This is a genomic window from Streptomyces sp. NPDC104371 (assembly GCF_055583785.1).
Genome location: NZ_JBVJNF010000003.1, coordinates 98,282 through 113,949, shown reverse-complemented (window position 1 = coordinate 113,949; position 15,668 = coordinate 98,282). Strand labels below are relative to the sequence as shown.

At 71.4% G+C, this 15,668-nt stretch carries 15 protein-coding genes and 1 pseudogene; 8 read left to right on the top strand and 8 right to left on the bottom strand.

Annotated elements, in window-relative coordinates:
* Window positions 1-7: 7 nt before the first annotated feature.
* The 4 genes from ACZ60T_RS11225 to ACZ60T_RS11210 are packed head-to-tail and all read right to left on the bottom strand — an operon-like array spanning window position 8 to window position 3,987.
* On the bottom strand, window positions 8-772 hold the full coding sequence (locus tag ACZ60T_RS11225) for a hypothetical protein (protein ID WP_469665655.1): 765 nt from the start codon (window positions 770-772) through the stop codon (window positions 8-10).
* Window positions 765-1,493, bottom strand: a complete 729-nt coding sequence (locus ACZ60T_RS11220; RefSeq protein WP_469665654.1) for a T4 family baseplate hub assembly chaperone — start codon at window positions 1,491-1,493, stop codon at window positions 765-767. Before ACZ60T_RS11220 ends, ACZ60T_RS11225 begins: the two co-directional genes overlap by 8 nt.
* Window positions 1,494-1,541: 48 nt before the next feature.
* The gene (locus tag ACZ60T_RS11215; RefSeq protein ID WP_252425889.1) at window positions 1,542-2,066 is read right to left on the bottom strand and encodes a phage tail protein; all 525 of its coding nucleotides are present in this window, start codon (window positions 2,064-2,066) and stop codon (window positions 1,542-1,544) included.
* A gap of 34 nt (window positions 2,067-2,100) precedes the next feature.
* Window positions 2,101-3,987 (bottom strand): phage tail sheath C-terminal domain-containing protein, encoded by a 1,887-nt coding sequence (locus tag ACZ60T_RS11210; protein ID WP_469665653.1) that lies wholly within the window; start codon window positions 3,985-3,987, stop codon window positions 2,101-2,103.
* Between the two features lie 718 nt (window positions 3,988-4,705).
* Between ACZ60T_RS11210 and ACZ60T_RS11205 the strand changes: the two genes are divergently transcribed.
* The 4 genes from ACZ60T_RS11205 to ACZ60T_RS11190 all read left to right on the top strand — a co-directional run bounded on the left by ACZ60T_RS11205 (window position 4,706) and on the right by ACZ60T_RS11190 (window position 8,721).
* The gene (locus ACZ60T_RS11205; protein ID WP_365627792.1) at window positions 4,706-5,047 is read left to right on the top strand and encodes an ArsR/SmtB family transcription factor; all 342 of its coding nucleotides are present in this window, start codon (window positions 4,706-4,708) and stop codon (window positions 5,045-5,047) included.
* Between the two features lie 68 nt (window positions 5,048-5,115).
* Window positions 5,116-6,765 (top strand): SulP family inorganic anion transporter, encoded by a 1,650-nt coding sequence (locus tag ACZ60T_RS11200; RefSeq protein WP_469666069.1) that lies wholly within the window; start codon window positions 5,116-5,118, stop codon window positions 6,763-6,765.
* A complete protein-coding gene (locus tag ACZ60T_RS11195; RefSeq protein WP_365628346.1) occupies window positions 6,765-7,190 on the top strand; it encodes an ATP-binding protein in 426 nt (141 codons plus the stop codon). Before ACZ60T_RS11200 ends, ACZ60T_RS11195 begins: the two co-directional genes overlap by 1 nt.
* Before the next feature lie 136 nt (window positions 7,191-7,326).
* On the top strand, window positions 7,327-8,721 hold the full coding sequence (locus tag ACZ60T_RS11190) for a M1 family metallopeptidase (RefSeq protein ID WP_469665652.1): 1,395 nt from the start codon (window positions 7,327-7,329) through the stop codon (window positions 8,719-8,721).
* 353 nt (window positions 8,722-9,074) lie between these two features.
* Here the strand turns inward: ACZ60T_RS11190 and ACZ60T_RS11185 are convergent, their stop codons facing one another.
* Window positions 9,075-9,716, bottom strand: a complete 642-nt coding sequence (locus ACZ60T_RS11185; RefSeq protein ID WP_469665651.1) for an RraA family protein — start codon at window positions 9,714-9,716, stop codon at window positions 9,075-9,077.
* Between the two features lie 170 nt (window positions 9,717-9,886).
* Between ACZ60T_RS11185 and ACZ60T_RS11180 the strand changes: the two genes are divergently transcribed.
* A complete protein-coding gene (locus ACZ60T_RS11180) occupies window positions 9,887-10,846 on the top strand; it encodes a D-2-hydroxyacid dehydrogenase family protein (protein WP_469665650.1) in 960 nt (319 codons plus the stop codon).
* A 21-nt stretch (window positions 10,847-10,867) separates the two neighbouring features.
* Here the strand turns inward: ACZ60T_RS11180 and ACZ60T_RS11175 are convergent, their stop codons facing one another.
* Both ACZ60T_RS11175 and ACZ60T_RS11170 read right to left on the bottom strand, forming a co-directional pair.
* Window positions 10,868-11,872 carry a ketopantoate reductase family protein gene (locus ACZ60T_RS11175; RefSeq protein ID WP_469665649.1) on the bottom strand — a complete coding sequence of 335 codons (1,005 nt, stop codon included), beginning with the start codon at window positions 11,870-11,872 and terminating at the stop codon, window positions 10,868-10,870.
* Between the two features lie 66 nt (window positions 11,873-11,938).
* Window positions 11,939-12,148, bottom strand: coding sequence for a hypothetical protein (locus ACZ60T_RS11170; protein WP_469665648.1), 210 nt, complete (start codon window positions 12,146-12,148; stop codon window positions 11,939-11,941).
* A gap of 99 nt (window positions 12,149-12,247) precedes the next feature.
* On the opposite strand from ACZ60T_RS11170, the pseudogene ACZ60T_RS11165 reads away from it, so the two are divergent.
* Window positions 12,248-12,484 (top strand): annotated as a pseudogene (locus ACZ60T_RS11165) (transcriptional regulator); the annotation flags it as partial.
* Between the two features lie 5 nt (window positions 12,485-12,489).
* On the opposite strand, the gene ACZ60T_RS11160 reads toward ACZ60T_RS11165, so the two are convergent.
* Window positions 12,490-13,143 (bottom strand): HAD family hydrolase, encoded by a 654-nt coding sequence (locus ACZ60T_RS11160; RefSeq protein WP_469665647.1) that lies wholly within the window; start codon window positions 13,141-13,143, stop codon window positions 12,490-12,492.
* Between the two features lie 361 nt (window positions 13,144-13,504).
* Between ACZ60T_RS11160 and ACZ60T_RS11155 the strand changes: the two genes are divergently transcribed.
* Window positions 13,505-14,821, top strand: a complete 1,317-nt coding sequence (locus ACZ60T_RS11155) for a GH25 family lysozyme (RefSeq protein WP_469665646.1) — start codon at window positions 13,505-13,507, stop codon at window positions 14,819-14,821.
* 35 nt (window positions 14,822-14,856) lie between these two features.
* Window positions 14,857-15,636 carry a D-Ala-D-Ala carboxypeptidase family metallohydrolase gene (locus ACZ60T_RS11150; RefSeq protein WP_365627768.1) on the top strand — a complete coding sequence of 260 codons (780 nt, stop codon included), beginning with the start codon at window positions 14,857-14,859 and terminating at the stop codon, window positions 15,634-15,636.
* Window positions 15,637-15,668 lie beyond the last annotated feature (32 nt).

The window sequence follows — 15,668 nt, the reverse complement described above, 5'->3', positions numbered from 1 at the left end:
ACGTGGTTCACTCGCGCCCCCGGGCCAGGTACTCCGCCAAGCTGAGAGTGGTGCCCGGCCGCTGGGCCGGGCCCTGCCGTACCTGACCATCCTGGGAAGGCTTCTGACGGCTCGTCACTTCCAGGCGGCCGATCTGTACATGCACCACCTGCTCGGGCGTCCGCCCGGGTCGGCGTGCGGCGGCCTGTCGTGCGGCGGTGCGGGCCGCCGTCGTGTCCGCGGGGCTGGGGTGCGGTGCCGTGGACACGACGGCGGCGGGAGCGGCGTCCGCGCCCAGGGGGGTGGAGGCGGACGCCGCGACTCGGTCCGCGCCGGCGTCCGGGCCGGAACGCCCGGTGCCGCGCGGAGTGGCCCGGGGCACCGGGAGCGGCCCGGCCGCGAGGGACGCGGCGGGGCGCAGCAGCGGTGCTTCGGGCAGGGCGGCGGCCGGGGCGGGTCGCGCCGACTCCGGTGCCGCGAGGGGATGTTCGGTGTGGACGACGGTCCGTTCGTGTTCCGTGTGCCGTCGGATCTCGGCCGGGGGCCGTGGGCCGTCCCGGTCGGGCAGGACCGCGAAGGTGGCGGACGGTGGCCCGGCCGCGACCTCGGCGGCATCCGGTTCCGCCGCGCGGGCCCGTACGGCTTCGACGCGTTCGAACGGGCCGGGCAGCCGCGGCCGTGGCCGGGCGGTGTCCGGTGCCGTGCCGGTGTGCCGGGCGAGCAGCCGGTCCAGGAAGTCGGGTTCCGGCGCGGGCGCCCGCGAGGACGGGTCGGGCACTCGGGAGTCAGGCATCCGCACACAGCTCCAGGTAGTAGCGGCGCCGCAGCGGGCTGAGCGCCAGGATCTCCGGTTCGCTCCAGCCGTAGGCGGTGGCGAGCAGATGGACGTCGAGGAGCATGTCCCGGGCCCAGGCGTCGAGTTCGCTCCACAGGTAGGAGGCGATGTCGAGGTCGGCTCGGGTGGCCGTGTCGCACTCGGGGCAGTTGATGTTCAGGGTCACCTCGGCGCCCGGGTCGGCGGTCTCGACGGCCTCGGCGATCCGCCGCTGCACCGGCCCCGGAAGAGCGTCGGCAGGGTGCGGCGCGCCGTCGTGGACCGCCGAGACGAGACAGCGGGCGAGCAGCGTGGCGCGCGGGTCGGCGGACCGGGCCGCGGTCGCGAGGTCGGCCGCGGCGGGCAGCCGGAAGGTGACCTCCCAACCGTCCTCTGTCAGCCGTACGACCGACTGCCCAGGTCGGGCGAGGGAGCGGGCGAACTCACCCGCGTCCAGCTCGAACTCCATGTCCGCGCCGCACACTCGGCAGTCCAGCCGTACCTGCATCCGCTCCCCGAACAGGGCGCGGCGCAGGGCGAACAGGTCGGCCTCGCGTTCGCCCAGCGGTACCGCGGGCAGCGCCGCGGCGTCGAGGTCCGGGCGTGCCGTGCCGTGCAGCAGCAGGGCGCGCCCGGCGGGCGTCTCGGCGAGCCCCGCCTCCCAGGTGGCCAGCAGCTCGGCCGCCCCGGTGTTCGCCATGCCTTCTCCTGGTGTCCTCATCTCGCGTCGCCCAAGGCCGGGTTGGGATCAGGCCGGGTTCAGGAAGGAGGGCTCTTCGGGCTCGGGAACCTCGTAGTCCCGCTCCCAGCCCTCGCATTCGAGCTTCAGCGACTGGATGGCCACCGCGTTGGCGTTGGCGTCGAGTTCGCCGAGAACCTGGTACTCGCTGGGCCAGGTCCGGTACAGCTTGTGCGAGACGGCGACCTGCCCGGCCTCGTTGAGGACCTGGATGACGATGTCCTTGCGGAAGTCGGCGAGGGAGACCTCGGCGCCGAGTCCCGCGCCGACCTGCCAGACCTTGTTGGCCCAGCGGTCGAACTCGGGGTCGTGGGTGACACCGCGCTCCAGCGTGATGCCCTCGAACTCGGAGCGTCCCGGCGACTTGCGCGGGGAGCTGGGGTCGCCGCCGTGCCGGTGCTTGACGACCTCGGTGGTGCGCTTGAGCGGACTGACCTTGCTGATACCGGCGACCGTCCGACCGTCCCACAGGACAAGGAACTTGAAGTTCTTGTAGGGGTCGAAACGATGGGCGTTGACGGTGAACTCTGCCATCGGATTCCTTCAGCTCTCCAAGATTCCCGCGGGACTACAGCTCGAACTGGGCGAACCGGCCCGACTGGCTGAACTGGCCGGACGTCTGCTGGATGTTGACGATCACGAACTCCGCGGGGCGGACCGGTGCGATACCGACCAGGACGTTCACGACGCCGTTCGCGATGTCCTCGTCGGTCGTGGTGTCGCTGTCGCACTTGACGAAGTAGGCCTCGCGCGGGGTGCTGCCCTTGAAGGCGCCCTGCCGGAAGAGCGTGTGCAGATACGAGGACGCGACGAGGCGGATCTGCTGCCACAGGTTCTCGTCGTTGGGCTCGAACACCACCCATTGCAGACCGCGTTGGAGACTCTCCTCGATGTGCAGGGCGAGTCGGCGTACGGGGACGTACGCCCACTCGCTGTCGAGGGCGTCGGCGCCTTCCAGGGTGCGGGCGCCCCAGACGACCGGGCCGGTCAGCGGGAGGCTGCGCAGGCAGTTGACGCCGAGCGGGTTGAGCAGTCCGGTCTCGCGGTCGGTCAGGTCGACGGTGAGGGAGTGCACGCCCGCGAGCCGTGCCTCGGTTCCGGCCGGTGCCTTCCATACGCCGCGCTCGGCGTCGGTGCGCGCGATGACGCCCGCGATCGCGCCGGAGGGCGGGAAGGCGCGCAGCCGTCCGGTGAGCGGGTCGGTGAGGTGCAGATGCGGGAAGTACAGGCCCGCGTGGTTGCCGCGTACGGCGTCGAAGGCGGCGATACCGGCGCGCGCCGCGTCGACGCCGGTCCACTTGCCGGGGGCGTCGACGAGCAGGAAGATCCGCCGTTCCTGGCACAGGAGTTGGGCGGCGGAGACGACGGTGAGCGCGTCCTCGGTCTTCTCGTACGCCGCGAGTTCGGGCAGGACGAGGAGGTTGACGTCGGCGACCTGGCGCAGCGCCTGGATACCGGTCTTGTCGGCCTCGGAGCCGATCAGGTCGCGGGGGCCCGGGGCCTCGCCGTCCGTGCCGCCGGTCAGCGGGAAGACGGGCGGGTTGACGGAGGCCTCCAGGCCGAGGTCGTTGGCGCACTCGCCGAGGAAGCGGACGATGTCCCCGGGGTCGGTGGATCCGGCGATCACTCGGAGCCGGCGGCCGAAGGCAGTGACCTCGGTGCCCGCGAAGGCGTGTCGGCCGTGGGCGTCGGGCAGGGCGCGCAGCTTGCGTTCGAGCAGCAGGGCCAACTCGGCGACGGAGCAGGGTACTTCGCCGTCGCAGTAGGGGTCGTAGAGCGTGAACTCGCGCTCCACGTCGCCGATCTTGACGGTGAGGTCGACGGCGAGGCCCGGCAGGTGGTGGCCGAACGGCTTGGAGACGGTGCCGGACGGGTCGGGGCGGCCCTCGCCGACCGCTTCGACGCGGATCAGCCGGGAGCCGGCGCCGACGACGGCGGGTGCGTAGCGGTCACTGTCCGCGTCCATGGACAGGGCGGTGAAGCTCTCCCGGGCCCGGCCCCGGGCGTCGAGGACGCGCAGGTCGAAGGTGTCGTCGGGACAGAGTGTGCCGTGGTCGACGGCCACGCGCAGGCCGTTGCCCCACACACCCGGTTCCTTGGCGCGCACCTCGAGGACGTCGCAGTCGCTGTGGCCCTCGGTGGACTTGAGGGTGACGTGGGCGGCCTGTCCGCTGCCCGCCCTGGTGACGCGCACGACGACGGCGGTGGTGCCGCCGTTGCCGAAGAACTGGTGGACCGCGTAGCCGACGGCACTGCGCGCGCTGAGGCCGCCGAAGCGGCGTTCGAACTCCGCGAAGCTGGTGACACGCACCGGCTCGTCGATCGGACCGCGCCGGGTGTGGCCCACGAAGGCCGTCACCGAGGTGGTCAGGGTCGAGATGGTGCGGGTGCTGCTGGGAAGCTCTTCGACGTACACGCCGGGATACGTCGGCCTGGCGGCGCTCACCGCGCTCATCGGCTTTCCCCCTCCTGTCCCTGTTGCGGGCACCGGACGAAGGCACCAAGAGGCAGGCGGCGGAGAGGTGTTCAGGTTCGGTGCGGTCGACGGGTCCACATGACCGGTCGGTCGACGGTGGACGAGTGCACCGCATCAGTTCCCCCGTCAGCGCCGGACGGTCGGCCGTCCGAGTCGGGCAACGCTTGTGACTCCTGATGCTCAGGTACGCGACTCACCTTCCTGCGCCGGGAGTTGAGCGAACAAGGCGCCTTTCGGTCACCCCAAAGGATTCTTTGGTGAAGGTCAAATCCTGGAATTCATTCATCACATCCGCGGACCCTTGACAGCAGGCGCACAGGATCTGCACAGACAGCGTCGGGGCGTTGCGGCGCCCCGGTTCTGACATGCCCGGCAACCCATGAGCCGACGCGGCGTCCGCCGTCCGGTCGGCCGCGCGCCTTCGCGCCGGGTCCCCGGTGGCACGCATTCCGCATGGCGGGATCCACGGCGCCCCGGCGACGCCCGGAGTCACCGCCGCTCGGCGGCAGCGGCGGCGCGGGCTTCGAGCACGCCACCACCCCTCGGCTTGACGAATTGCAAAGTTTTGCAATTTGGAACATGATAGACGGTCTGCCGTACCCGCCACCGGTGCTCCGTACGCCGTACTGCCCTGTACCCCGTACCCCCCATCCCGCAGGAAGCACGGCAGCGTCGTCATCGAGGAGGAGACCAAGCAATGCCGGTTCCGCTGTACCAAGCGAAGGCGGACTTCTTCCGGATGCTGGGGCACCCGGTACGGATCAGAGTGCTGGAGCTGTTGCAGGACGGCCCCAAGGCGGTACGTGACCTGCTCGCCGCGCTCGAGATAGAGCCCGCCGCCCTGTCCCAGCAGCTCGCGGTGCTGCGCCGCTCGGGGATCGTGACGTCCGCCCGTGAGGGCTCCACGGTCATCTACCAGCTCGCCGGCGGCGACGTCGCGGAGCTGATGCGCGCGGCCCGCCGGATCCTGACCGAGATGCTCGCGGGACAGAGCGAGCTGCTGGACTCGCTGCGGGAAGCCGAGGTCACGAACCGGTGAGTTCCTTGGTGTCCCCGGCCCTCGCCCGGGTCCGTTCCCTGCTGCCCACCCGCGCCGACTGGGCGGTGATGGGCCGCAACCCCAAGCGGGACCTGCTGGCCGGTCTGACCGTGGCGATCGTCGCGCTTCCGCTCGCGCTCGGCTTCGGCGTCTCCTCCGGTCTCGGCGCCGAGGCGGGCCTCGCGACCGCCGTGGTCGCGGGCGCCCTCGCGGCCCTGTTCGGCGGATCGAACCTCCAGGTCTCCGGGCCGACCGGCGCCATGACCGTGGTGCTGGTGCCGATCGTCGCCCAGCACGGCGCCGGCGGCGTCCTCATGGTGGGCCTGATCGCGGGCGTCCTGCTGGTCGGCCTGGCCCTGCTGAGAGCGGGGCGCTACATGGCGTACATCCCGGCCTCGGTGGTCGAGGGCTTCACGCTCGGCATCGCGCTGGTGATCGGTCTCCAGCAGGTCCCGAACGCGCTGGGCGTGGCCAAGCCGGAGGGCGACAAGGTCCTGGTGGTGACGTGGCACGCCCTGGAGGCGTTCGCCAAGGCGCCGAACTGGACCGCCGTCGGGCTCGCCGCGGCGGTGGCGCTCATCATGCTGCTGGGCGCGCGGTGGCGGCCGACGATCCCGTTCTCGATCATCGCCGTGATCGCCGCCACGCTCGTGGCGCAGATCTGCCACCTCGACGACGCCGCGCCGATCGGCGACCTCCCCTCGGGGCTGCCCGCCCCGTCCCTCGGCTTCGTCGATCTCTCCCTGTTCCCGTCGCTGCTCGCCCCGGCCGTCGCGGTGGCCGCCCTCGCGGCGCTGGAGTCGCTGCTGTCCGCGCAGGTCGCCGACGGCATGACCGTCGGGCAGAAGCACGACCCGGACAAGGAGCTGTTCGGCCAGGGCCTGGCGAACATCGCCGCCCCGCTGTTCGGCGGCGTCCCGGCGACCGGCGCGATAGCCCGTACCGCGGTCAACGTGCGCACCGGTGCCTCCTCGCGGCTGGCCGCCCTCGTCCACGCCGCCGTCCTCGCGGTCATCGTGTTCGCCATGGCCCCGCTGGTCGCGAAGATCCCCCTCGCCGCGCTGGCCGGGGTGCTGATCGCGACCGCGATCCGGATGGTCGAGGTCGGCTCGCTGCGCGCGATGGCCAAGGCCACCCGCGCGGACGCGGTCGTCCTCGTCCTGACCGCCGTCGCGACCCTCGCGCTGGACCTGGTCTACGCGGTGATCATCGGCCTCGTGGTCGCCGGGGCGCTGGCGCTGCGCGCGGTCGCGTCCCAGGCCCGGCTCGACCAGGTCGACTTCCGCCCCGATCTGCCCGGCGAGCACAGCGAGGAGGAGCACGCGCTGCTCGCGCAGCACATCGTCGCCTACCGCATCGACGGACCGCTGTTCTTCGCCGCCGCGCACCGCTTCCTGCTGGAACTGTCGGAGGTCGCCGACGTCCGCGTCGTCATCCTGCGGATGTCGCGGGTCTCGACCATCGACGCCACCGGCGCCCTGGTCCTCAAGGACGCCGTCGACAAGCTCAACCGGCGCGGCATCGTCGTCATGGGCTCGGGCATACGGCCCGGTCAGCGGCAGGTGCTGGACTCGGTGGGCGCGCTGGACCTGCTGCGGCTGGAGGGCCGGGAGTACGCGACCACGCCCGAGGCCATCGAGGGGGCCCGCGCGTATCTCGAGGGCGCCGGACTGCTGCGGGCCGTACCCGAACCCGCCGCCGGGGTGGCCATCCGATGATGGCCGCCCAGGCGGCGGGGCTGCCACTGCGGCACGTCCTGACGCTCCCCACCATGGGCTCGGCCGTACGCCTGGCCCGGGAGACGGCGGAGATGGTGCTCACGGAGTGGGGGGTCCCCGCTCGGCATCCGAGCGTGGACCCGGCGCTGCTCATCCTGTCCGAGCTGGTCACCAACAGCGTGCGGCACGCCGCCGCGCTGTCCGAGACGGTCACCGTCATCTACGCGGCGAGCAAGGACACGTTCGCGTTCGCCGTCCATGACCGCCACCCCCACCAGCCGACCCTGTACGGGGCACACGCCGCGGCCCCGGGCACCGGTCTGGGCACGGTCATCGAGCTGACCCAGTCACTGGGCGGCACCGCGGTGCTACGGGGCGACGCGGACGGCGGCGGCAAGAGCATCTGGATCACGCTGCCCCTGTGACCGGGCGGCCAGGACAACCGGCGATCGGCAGTCGGCAATCGGCAATCGGCAATCGGCAATCGGCAATCGGAAGCAGCCTGTTCGCTTCTGGTACACGGGGGCCCGTGCCGGAGGCGCTGTGGCACGATCGGCTGCCATGTCGTTCTTACCCACATGGCTGTCAACTGCCCGTCGCGGCTTGCCGGTTGCTCTGGCCACGGTGCTCCTCGCGGCCGGAACCGGCGTTGCCGGGACCGGTGTCGCCGAGGCCGCCCCGGAGTCCACGGCCGCCGCGACACCCGATCTCCCGCGCTACGACGTGACGTTGCGCGCGGACGCCGACGGAACCCACTGGACGGGCCAGGAGCGCGTGTCGTTCCGCAACGCCTCCGATCAGCCCTTGCGCGAGGTGTATCTGCGGCTGTGGGGCAACGGCACGGACGGCTGCGGCACGTCGGGCAGCCCCTCCCCCGTCGCCGTCTCCCGCGTGCGCGGCGGTACGGCGGGCCCGCTCGACGTGGGCTGCACCGCGCTGCGTATCACCCTGCCCACGCCGCTCGGACGCGGTCAGCGCACGGCCGTCTCCTTCGACGTGTCCCTCACCGTGCCCGGCCGCGACGACCGCTTCGGCAGCGAAGGCGCGTTCCGCTTCCTCGGCAACGCCCTGCCCGTCCTGGCCGTGCACGACGCCGCGGGCTGGCACCTCGACCCGTACGTGGCGACCGGCGAGAGCTTCTACGCCGTGGCCGGTGACTTCCGGGTCACGCTCGACCACCCGTCGACCCTCCGGGTCCCGGCGACCGGCCGCACCAGCAGCGGCCCCGGCACACCGGGACGCACCCGCACGCACAGCGTCGCGCACCGCGTACGGGACTTCGCGTGGGCTGCGGGCCCGTTCCGTACCGCCGAGGAGACCACGCCGCGTGGGGTGCGGGTCAGGTCGTACTGGTCACCCGACACACCCGCCGAGGGTGTGCGCCTGGGCCGCCAGGAAGGTGCCGCCGCCGTCGACCGGTTCAGCGAGGAGTTCGGCGACTACCCGTACGGCGAAATCGACTTGGTGATGACACCGCGGTTCGGCGGCGGGATGGAGTACCCCGGCCTGGTGCTGCTCGGCACCACCGAGGAGGGCAACGCCGTCGTCCACGAGGTGGCCCATCAGTGGTGGTACGGCATCGTCGGCAACGACGAGTACGGTGCGCCCTGGCTGGACGAGAGCTTCGCCCAGTACGCCAACTACCGCTTCTACGGCGAGGACACCGTCGGCTGCTGGGACCCGGACGACTGGCCCGACGAGGACGCCGCGCTCACCAGCTCGATGTCCTACTGGTCGCGGCAGCCGGGCTGGTACCACCTCATCTACACGTCCGGCCCGTGCGCCCTGTTCGACCTGGAACGCACGCTCGGCAGCGCCACCATGGCACGACTCATGAAGCGCTACGCCGCCGACCACTGGTACGGCATCTCCACCACCGCCGACTTCAAGAAGACGGCGCAGTCCATGACCGACAAGGACCTGACCTCCTTCTGGGAGAGCCACCGCATCCGGTGAACCTCACGCGCCGAGGTCCAGGAGTCACGGTCCAAGATTCGAACAGGCGGGCAGACACTCCCCAGAACGGGTGCACGGTACACATGTGCCTGCGGAGAGCCCTGTTGTTCAACGACTCTTGTGGTGCGCGGGAAACGGGCTGCAGACCGAATCCTCGCGCATGTCCCTCACGTGCCCGGCACGTGAAGCGTGCGTAGTCCCACGCACGCGACTGCACACACATGGAGAATCAGTAATGAACGTTCTGACCAACTTGCTCGCCGGCGTCCTCCACTTCGTGGGCTGGCTCGTCTGAGTGAGTTCTTGAGGGTGCCGCCTCCACGCTGAGGGAGGCGGCACCCTGCCGCTCGGCGTCAGCCCTCGAACCCCTGATCCCGAAGGATCTTGTCGATGCGGGTGCGATGAGTCTTCTCCCACGCGTCGAGTGATTCGCCCGCCTCCTTGGCCAGTCTGGCGCGGGCCGCGGCCATCACCTCGTCCCGGCGAGCGAACGGGACGACCACGACGCCCTCTTCGTCGGCCACCACGATGTCACCCGCGTTCACCGACACCCCACCGCACCGCACTTCGACGTTCAACGGCTCAACGGCCTGCTTGCCGCCGGGGATCGGGATGACCCCGCGAGCGAAGACGGGGAAGCCCATCGCGCGCACCTCCGCGAGATCGCGGATCAGCCCGTCCGCCACGAAGGCGACGACACCCCGGCGTCGGGCGACGGCACAGACATTGCCCCCGGCCAGCGCGTAGTCGAGATCGCCGGACTCCACGACGATGACCGTACCCGGCTCGGCCCGGTGGATGGCGGCGTGCAGCATGAGGTTGTCGCCCGGCGGGCACCGCACGGTGAACGCGGGCCCGGCGACGCGGGGAACCGGCTGCCACAACGGACGGATGCCGATGTCCATGACCTGTGCGCGACCCAGGACATCGGCGAGAGTGGTCGTCGGGATGCCCGCCCACTCGACGGCGGCTGCGGCTTCGTTGACGTCTGCCATGGCTCCCCTGTTCCTCTTCCTCGTCGCTCCGGCTACGGACGCCCGGCCGCGTCCCGCTGCTCCGGATCGCCCGACTCCCGCTCCCCGGTGGCCCCGCCGTCCGTCGTCGACAGTACTGTGCGTTCGTCGGCCGTGATCGAACTCGCACAGACTCAGGGAGAACCATCGACATGCGACTGCGCTGCGCCGTCCTCGACGACTTCCAGAACGCCGCCCTCGGCTCGGCCGACTGGAGCGTGCTGGAGGACCGCGTCGAGGTCGTCACCTTCAACGAACACATCACCGACGAGGACGAACTCGCCTCGCTGCTCGCCGACTTCGACATCGTCGTCACTCTGCGCGAGCGAGTGCCGTTCCCGGCCACGCTGCTGGACCGCCTGCCCCGACTGCGGTTGCTCGTCGCCTCCGGTATGCGCAACTCGGTCATCGACTACGCGGCGGCGGAGCGGGGCGGGGTGACGGTGTGCGGTACGGCCAGCTCCTCCACCCCGCCCGTCGAGCTGACCTGGGCGCTGCTGCTCGGGCTGGCCCGCAACCTCGTGGCCGAGAGCAACGGGCTGCGTGCGGGCGGCCGTTGGCAGTCCACCGTCGGTGCGGATCTGCACGGCCGCCGACTCGGTCTGCTGGGCCTGGGCAAGATCGGCAGCCGGGTGGCGCAGGTGGGGCTGGCCTTCGGGATGCGGGTGAGCGCCTGGAGTCAGCATCTGAGCAAGGAGCGCGCCGAGGAGGTCGGTGTCGAACTGGCCGCCTCCAAGGAGGAGTTGCTGCGCGACAGTGACTTCGTCTCGATCCATCTCGCGCTCGGCGACCGCACCCGTGGCCTGCTCGGCGCGGCCGAACTCGCCCTGCTCAAGCCCACCGCCTACCTGATCAACACCTCGCGCGCGGCCCTGGTCGACCAGGACGCGCTGCTCGCCGCCCTGCGCGAGGGCCGGTTCGCCGGGGCGGGCATCGATGTCTTCGACATCGAGCCGCTCCCCGCCGGCCATCCGCTGCGCACCGCACCGCGGTTGCTCGCCACTCCGCACCTCGGCTACGTCTCACAGGCCAACTACGCGACGTACTACGGCCATGCCGTGGAGGACATCCAGGCGTTCCTCGCGGGCGAACCGGTACGCCGCCTGAGCTGAACGGGCCGCGCCCGCAAGGGATTACGGGACGGACCTCAGCAGCGCGAGGATGTCGGCAGCCGCCGTGGCGCCGGGCTCCCACCCTTGCGCCGCCGAGGCGTTGGCGAGTCTCAGCAGCGTCTCGTTGACGGGCGTCGGCACCCCGTGCATCCGGCCCAGGAGCAGGAACTCCCCGTTGAGATAGTCCACTTCGACGGAACCGGCGCCGCGCGCCAGACTCTGCCACGTCGATCCCAGCGCGCGCTCGCCCTCCGGCATCGGCCGCACCTCCACGGCGCCTTCGCGCAGCGCGGCCAACTCGGCGGTGTCCGCGCAGTCGACACCGGCCGCCTTCAACACCGCCGTACCCTCAGCCCGAGCCCGTTCGGCCAGCTCGGCCGCGGGGCTCCCGGGTGTCACGGGACCGCACAGGGCCTCCACCGTCTGGGCCAGGTTGCCCAGCAGTTTGGCGTACTTGAACCGCATGACGTCGGGCACCACCGGGGCGCGGAACACCGAGTCCTCCAGGTCCGCGGCGATACGGTGGGTGGTGTCGTCCGTGCCGTCCGGGTAGCGGCCCAGCACCAGCACCCCGGTGTACGGGCCGCAGGCCGCGGTGACCGCGCCCGGACGCAGGAACGAGGCGGGCAGCACCACGCACACGCCGTACACCCGGCGGAAGAGGCGCAGTGCCAGCCGCTCGTTCTCCACCCCGTTCTGCGCGCAGACCAGCGGCAGTGACTCACCCGCCGTGCCGCCGCCCGCGACGGGCCGACCCGCCCACCGGGTCAGCGCGTCGGCCGTGTGTTGCGTCTTGACGGCCAGCACCAGGACGTCGTCGGGGCGCAGTTCGACGTCCTCGGGCCCGCCCGCCACCGGCACGCGCACCTGCCGCGTGCCTTCCGGGGTGGTGAACCGCAGCCCGTCCTCGCGCAGGACCGCGCCGTGGGCGCCGCGGGCCACCAGCACGACGTCCCGGCCGCTCTCGTGCAGCCGCCCGCCGATGGATCCGCCGACCGCACCGGCTCCGATGACGATGTACCGCATCGTTGTTCCTCGCCCCTTCCGGACGGACCGCCCAGTGTCCGGAAGGCTACCGCTCGCGGGAACCTCTCAGCCCCGGATCGCGGCCTGGTACGCCGCCAGAGCCGCCGCGTCGTCGATGCTGCCGTGGTGGTGGAACTGGCTCCAACGGCCGTTGTCGTAGCGGAAGTAGCGGCTGGTACGGATGGACAGCGGTACGGCCTCGCCGCCGTTCACCGCGTACTCCCCACTCTCGCGTCCGGCGAACACGGCGTGGGTGTCGTCGGCGTACGCGACCACGTCGCCGAAGGTGACGGTGACTCGCGCCGGTCCACACCTGCGAGAAGACGTCGAGATCACGGTGGTTGAAGGAGAAGCAGGACGTCTCCAGCGCGGCCAGTCAGGGAGTTGGCCGGACTGCCGGACTGGACGAAGGCGTGCGGCACCTTCGACCTGCCGGTCACCAAGGCCACCCGGAGCCATCACTTCGCGGTGCTGCGCGCGGCCGGGATCATCGAGCAACGCGACGAGGGCCCACGCCGCCTCAACCGCCTGCGCCGCGAGGAGTTCGACGCGGCGTTCCCCGGCCTGCTCGACCTGGTGATCGCCGAGCGCGTCGCACAGGATGCTCCATGAGACGGTTACCGGAGTAGGCGACCGTCCGCGAGCCGGTGCCCCACCGCCCACATGTCCGGAAGGGTCGCGAGCGGCCCGTCCAACGTGCCGCGCCCTTCCGCACGCACCGCGATCACCGACGCGCCCGCGGCCCGAGCGGCGGACACACCGGTCGCGGAATCCTCCACGACGAGCAGCCGCACCGGGTCCACCCCGAGCAACTCGGCCGCCCTCAGGTAGGGGTCCGGCGCGGGCTTGGGCCGGGGCACGTCGTCGCCCGCGACCACGGCCGCGAGATGCTCGCACACGCCGAGTGCAGCCAGCAGCGGATGCAGCAGGGCCGAGGGGGTGTTGGACACCACGGCCACCGGGCCACGGCGGGCGGCGGTCGCCACCGCCTCGACCGCGCCGGGGATCGCCTTCGGCGCCTCCCGCAGCCGCCGCGCCGCGTCGGCCAGCAGTTCGACCCGCAATGCCTCGTGGTCCACGCTGCCGGGTATCGCCCTGGCCAGTACACCGACCGCGGATGCCAGGGACAGACCGTGCGTGGCGTCGCGAAGCTCCTCGGTCATCGCGCCGCCGTGGTTCTCCACCAGCGCCCGCTCGGCCGCGGCCCACGCGTCGTCGGTGTCGGCGAGCACACCGTCGCAGTCGAAGGCCACCGCGTCGAACTCCGCCATCACTTCTCCCAGTTCAGCAGTCGGGCCGAATCGGCCACGATGATCGCACGCGGGAACACCCGGACCCCGGACACCCACCCCCGGCCGTCACGCGGCGCGATCTCACCACCAGGCTCCACGAGGGGCCTTCCGGCCCGGGTTCACCTGTTCGCCACCACCAGCATGTTGCGGTCATGTCAATCCATCCCTTACGTTTACGCGCGTCAACTCACCTCACCCACAGCGGTGTTGACGACACGCGCGTGACCCACTGACACCCCACCCCACCCGGCTCCGACGCCCCCACCGACCGTCGAAGGACGTGCCACGGCCGCCTCGGCCCGAGCACGTCGCGGTATCCCTCCACACACCTGGGAGCACCATGCCCGCAGCCACTCTCACGCGCCGCAGATCCGGTAACACAGGTACCGGTTCCCGCCGAACGCTCGCCGGTGCCGCCGCACTTCTGGCCGCCGCCCTCACCGTGCTGCTCGCGCCCGGCAGTGCCTCGGCGGCGAACACCTCCGACCATGGCACCCCCGAGCAGGGCACCCCGGTGCGCATGACGCACCCGGAGCAGGACCATGCCGGATCCGGGCTCCAGCGCCTGACCCCGCGCTCGCTGTCGGCCGCGACGACGGCCGCCGTCAACACCGGCCCCGCGGGCCTCGACGTCAGCGGCTACCAGGGCAACGTCGACTGGGCGTCCATCAAGAGCAAGGGCGCCGCCTTCGCCTACGTCAAGGCCACCGAGGGGACGACGTACACGAGTCCCTCCTTCTCCCAGCAGTACGACGGCGCGTACAACGCCGGACTGATCCGCGGCGCCTACCACTTCGCCCTGCCCGGCAATTCGAGCGGTGCCGTACAGGCCGACTGGTTCGTCAGCCATGGCGGCGGCTGGAGCGCCGACGGCAAGACGCTGCCGCCCGCGCTGGACATCGAGTACAACCCCTACGGGGACACCTGTTACGGGCTGAGCCAGAGCGCGATGGTGTCCTGGATCCGGGACTTCAGCAACGAGGTGCGCGCCAAGGTCGGCCGCTACCCGACGATCTACACCACCACGAACTGGTGGACGACGTGCACGGGCAACAACAGCGGCTTCGGGGCCACCAACCCACTGTGGATCGCCCGTTACGCCAGCGGCCCCGGCACGCTGCCCGCGGGCTGGTCCGCCCAGACGATCTGGCAGTACGCCGACTCGGGCACCTTCCCCGGCGACCAGGACACCTTCAACGGCACGCTCACCGACCTCCAGGCCTTCGCCAAGGGAGGCGGCTACAACCCGCCGCCGACGGCCGGTTGGCCCACCGTGCAGCAGGGGGCGAGCGGTGAGCGGGTCAAGACCGTGCAGTATCTGCTCAACGCGCAGGGCTCCGCGTTGAGCGTGGACGGCTCGTTCGGGCCCGCGACCGTCACCGCGGTGCGCTCGTTCCAGTCGGCGCACGGCCTCACCGTCGACGGTGTGGTCGGCCCCGACACCTGGCAGGCGCTCGTCGTCACCGTACGACAGGGGTCGTCGGGACCCGCCGTGCAAGCGGTGCAGCGCCAACTCAACGCACACGGTGCCGCGTTGACCGTGGACGGCTCGTTCGGACCCGCGACCGACACCGCCGTGCGCTCGTTCCAGTCCGCACACGGCCTCACCGTGGACGGCATCGTCGGCTCCAACACCTGGCAGGCCCTGGTCGCTTGACCTTCGGCGCGTCATCACCCGAGGAGGAGACTTCCATGACTACGGCACGACACTTCGCGCGCGGGATCGACCGCCGCACCCTGTTCCGTGGCGCGGCGGGGTTCACGGCCACGCTCGGCCTGGCGGCGACGGCCGGTCTCGCGACGGCGGGCAGCGCCTCGGCCTACGGCTGGAGCCGCACCCTTCAGCAGGGCGCGTCCGGCGCCGACGTGGTGGAGTTGCAGATCCGCGTGGGCGGTTGGGCCGCCGGCAGCGCCCAGAAGACGTATGTCGCCTGGGACGGCGCCTTCGGCCCGGCCACGGCCGCCGCCGTCCAGCGCTTCCAGTCCGCGTACGGCCTGAGCGCGGACGGCGTCGTCGGCCCGGCGACCCAGAGCGCGCTCAACAGCCTTGAGGCGAGCGACGGTTCGACCGCGCACTTCAATTTCAGCGAGTTCTACTCCAAGGACGGCGCCGCCTTCAACAACGGCAAGGTCGGGGCGGCGACGGTCAAGGAGAACGTACGGCGGCTGATGTACAAGCTGGAGGCCGTGCGCAAGAAGGCCGGCAACAGCGCGATCACCATCAACTCCGGCTTCCGCAGCATCGCGCACAACGCCGCGTCGGGCGGCGCGTCCAACAGCATGCACCTCTACGGTGTCGCCGCGGACATCGTCGTCTCGGGACACAGCACCCTTCAGACCTACAAGATCGCCGAGACCTGCGGCTTCTCCGGTCTCGAGGCGTACTCGCACTCGTGGCAGCACGTCGACAGCCGTGTGCAGTACGCCTCTTACGGCTCGGGCTCGTGGTGGTGGGAGAGCGGCGTGGTGTGATCCAGCCGCCTCGACGGACCGGGCCCGTCCAC

Bases quoted from the DNA above. Each gene is read 5' to 3' on its own strand.
- ACZ60T_RS11220 (WP_469665654.1), bottom strand. From the start codon at position 1,493: ATGGCGAACACCGGGGCGGCCGAGCTGCTGGCCACCTGGGAGGCGGGG.
- ACZ60T_RS11160 (WP_469665647.1), bottom strand. From the start codon at position 13,143: ATGGCGGAGTTCGACGCGGTGGCCTTCGACTGCGACGGTGTGCTCGCC.
- ACZ60T_RS11205 (WP_365627792.1), top strand. From the start codon at position 4,706: ATGCCGGTTCCGCTGTACCAAGCGAAGGCGGACTTCTTCCGGATGCTG.
- ACZ60T_RS11225 (WP_469665655.1), bottom strand. From the start codon at position 772: ATGCCTGACTCCCGAGTGCCCGACCCGTCCTCGCGGGCGCCCGCGCCG.
- ACZ60T_RS11175 (WP_469665649.1), bottom strand. From the start codon at position 11,872: ATGCGGTACATCGTCATCGGAGCCGGTGCGGTCGGCGGATCCATCGGC.
- ACZ60T_RS11190 (WP_469665652.1), top strand. From the start codon at position 7,327: ATGTCGTTCTTACCCACATGGCTGTCAACTGCCCGTCGCGGCTTGCCG.
- ACZ60T_RS11200 (WP_469666069.1), top strand. From the start codon at position 5,116: ATGGGCCGCAACCCCAAGCGGGACCTGCTGGCCGGTCTGACCGTGGCG.
- ACZ60T_RS11155 (WP_469665646.1), top strand. From the start codon at position 13,505: ATGCCCGCAGCCACTCTCACGCGCCGCAGATCCGGTAACACAGGTACC.
- ACZ60T_RS11185 (WP_469665651.1), bottom strand. From the start codon at position 9,716: ATGGCAGACGTCAACGAAGCCGCAGCCGCCGTCGAGTGGGCGGGCATC.
- ACZ60T_RS11195 (WP_365628346.1), top strand. From the start codon at position 6,765: ATGGCCGCCCAGGCGGCGGGGCTGCCACTGCGGCACGTCCTGACGCTC.
- ACZ60T_RS11150 (WP_365627768.1), top strand. From the start codon at position 14,857: ATGACTACGGCACGACACTTCGCGCGCGGGATCGACCGCCGCACCCTG.
- ACZ60T_RS11210 (WP_469665653.1), bottom strand. From the start codon at position 3,987: ATGAGCGCGGTGAGCGCCGCCAGGCCGACGTATCCCGGCGTGTACGTC.
- ACZ60T_RS11180 (WP_469665650.1), top strand. From the start codon at position 9,887: ATGCGACTGCGCTGCGCCGTCCTCGACGACTTCCAGAACGCCGCCCTC.
- ACZ60T_RS11215 (WP_252425889.1), bottom strand. From the start codon at position 2,066: ATGGCAGAGTTCACCGTCAACGCCCATCGTTTCGACCCCTACAAGAAC.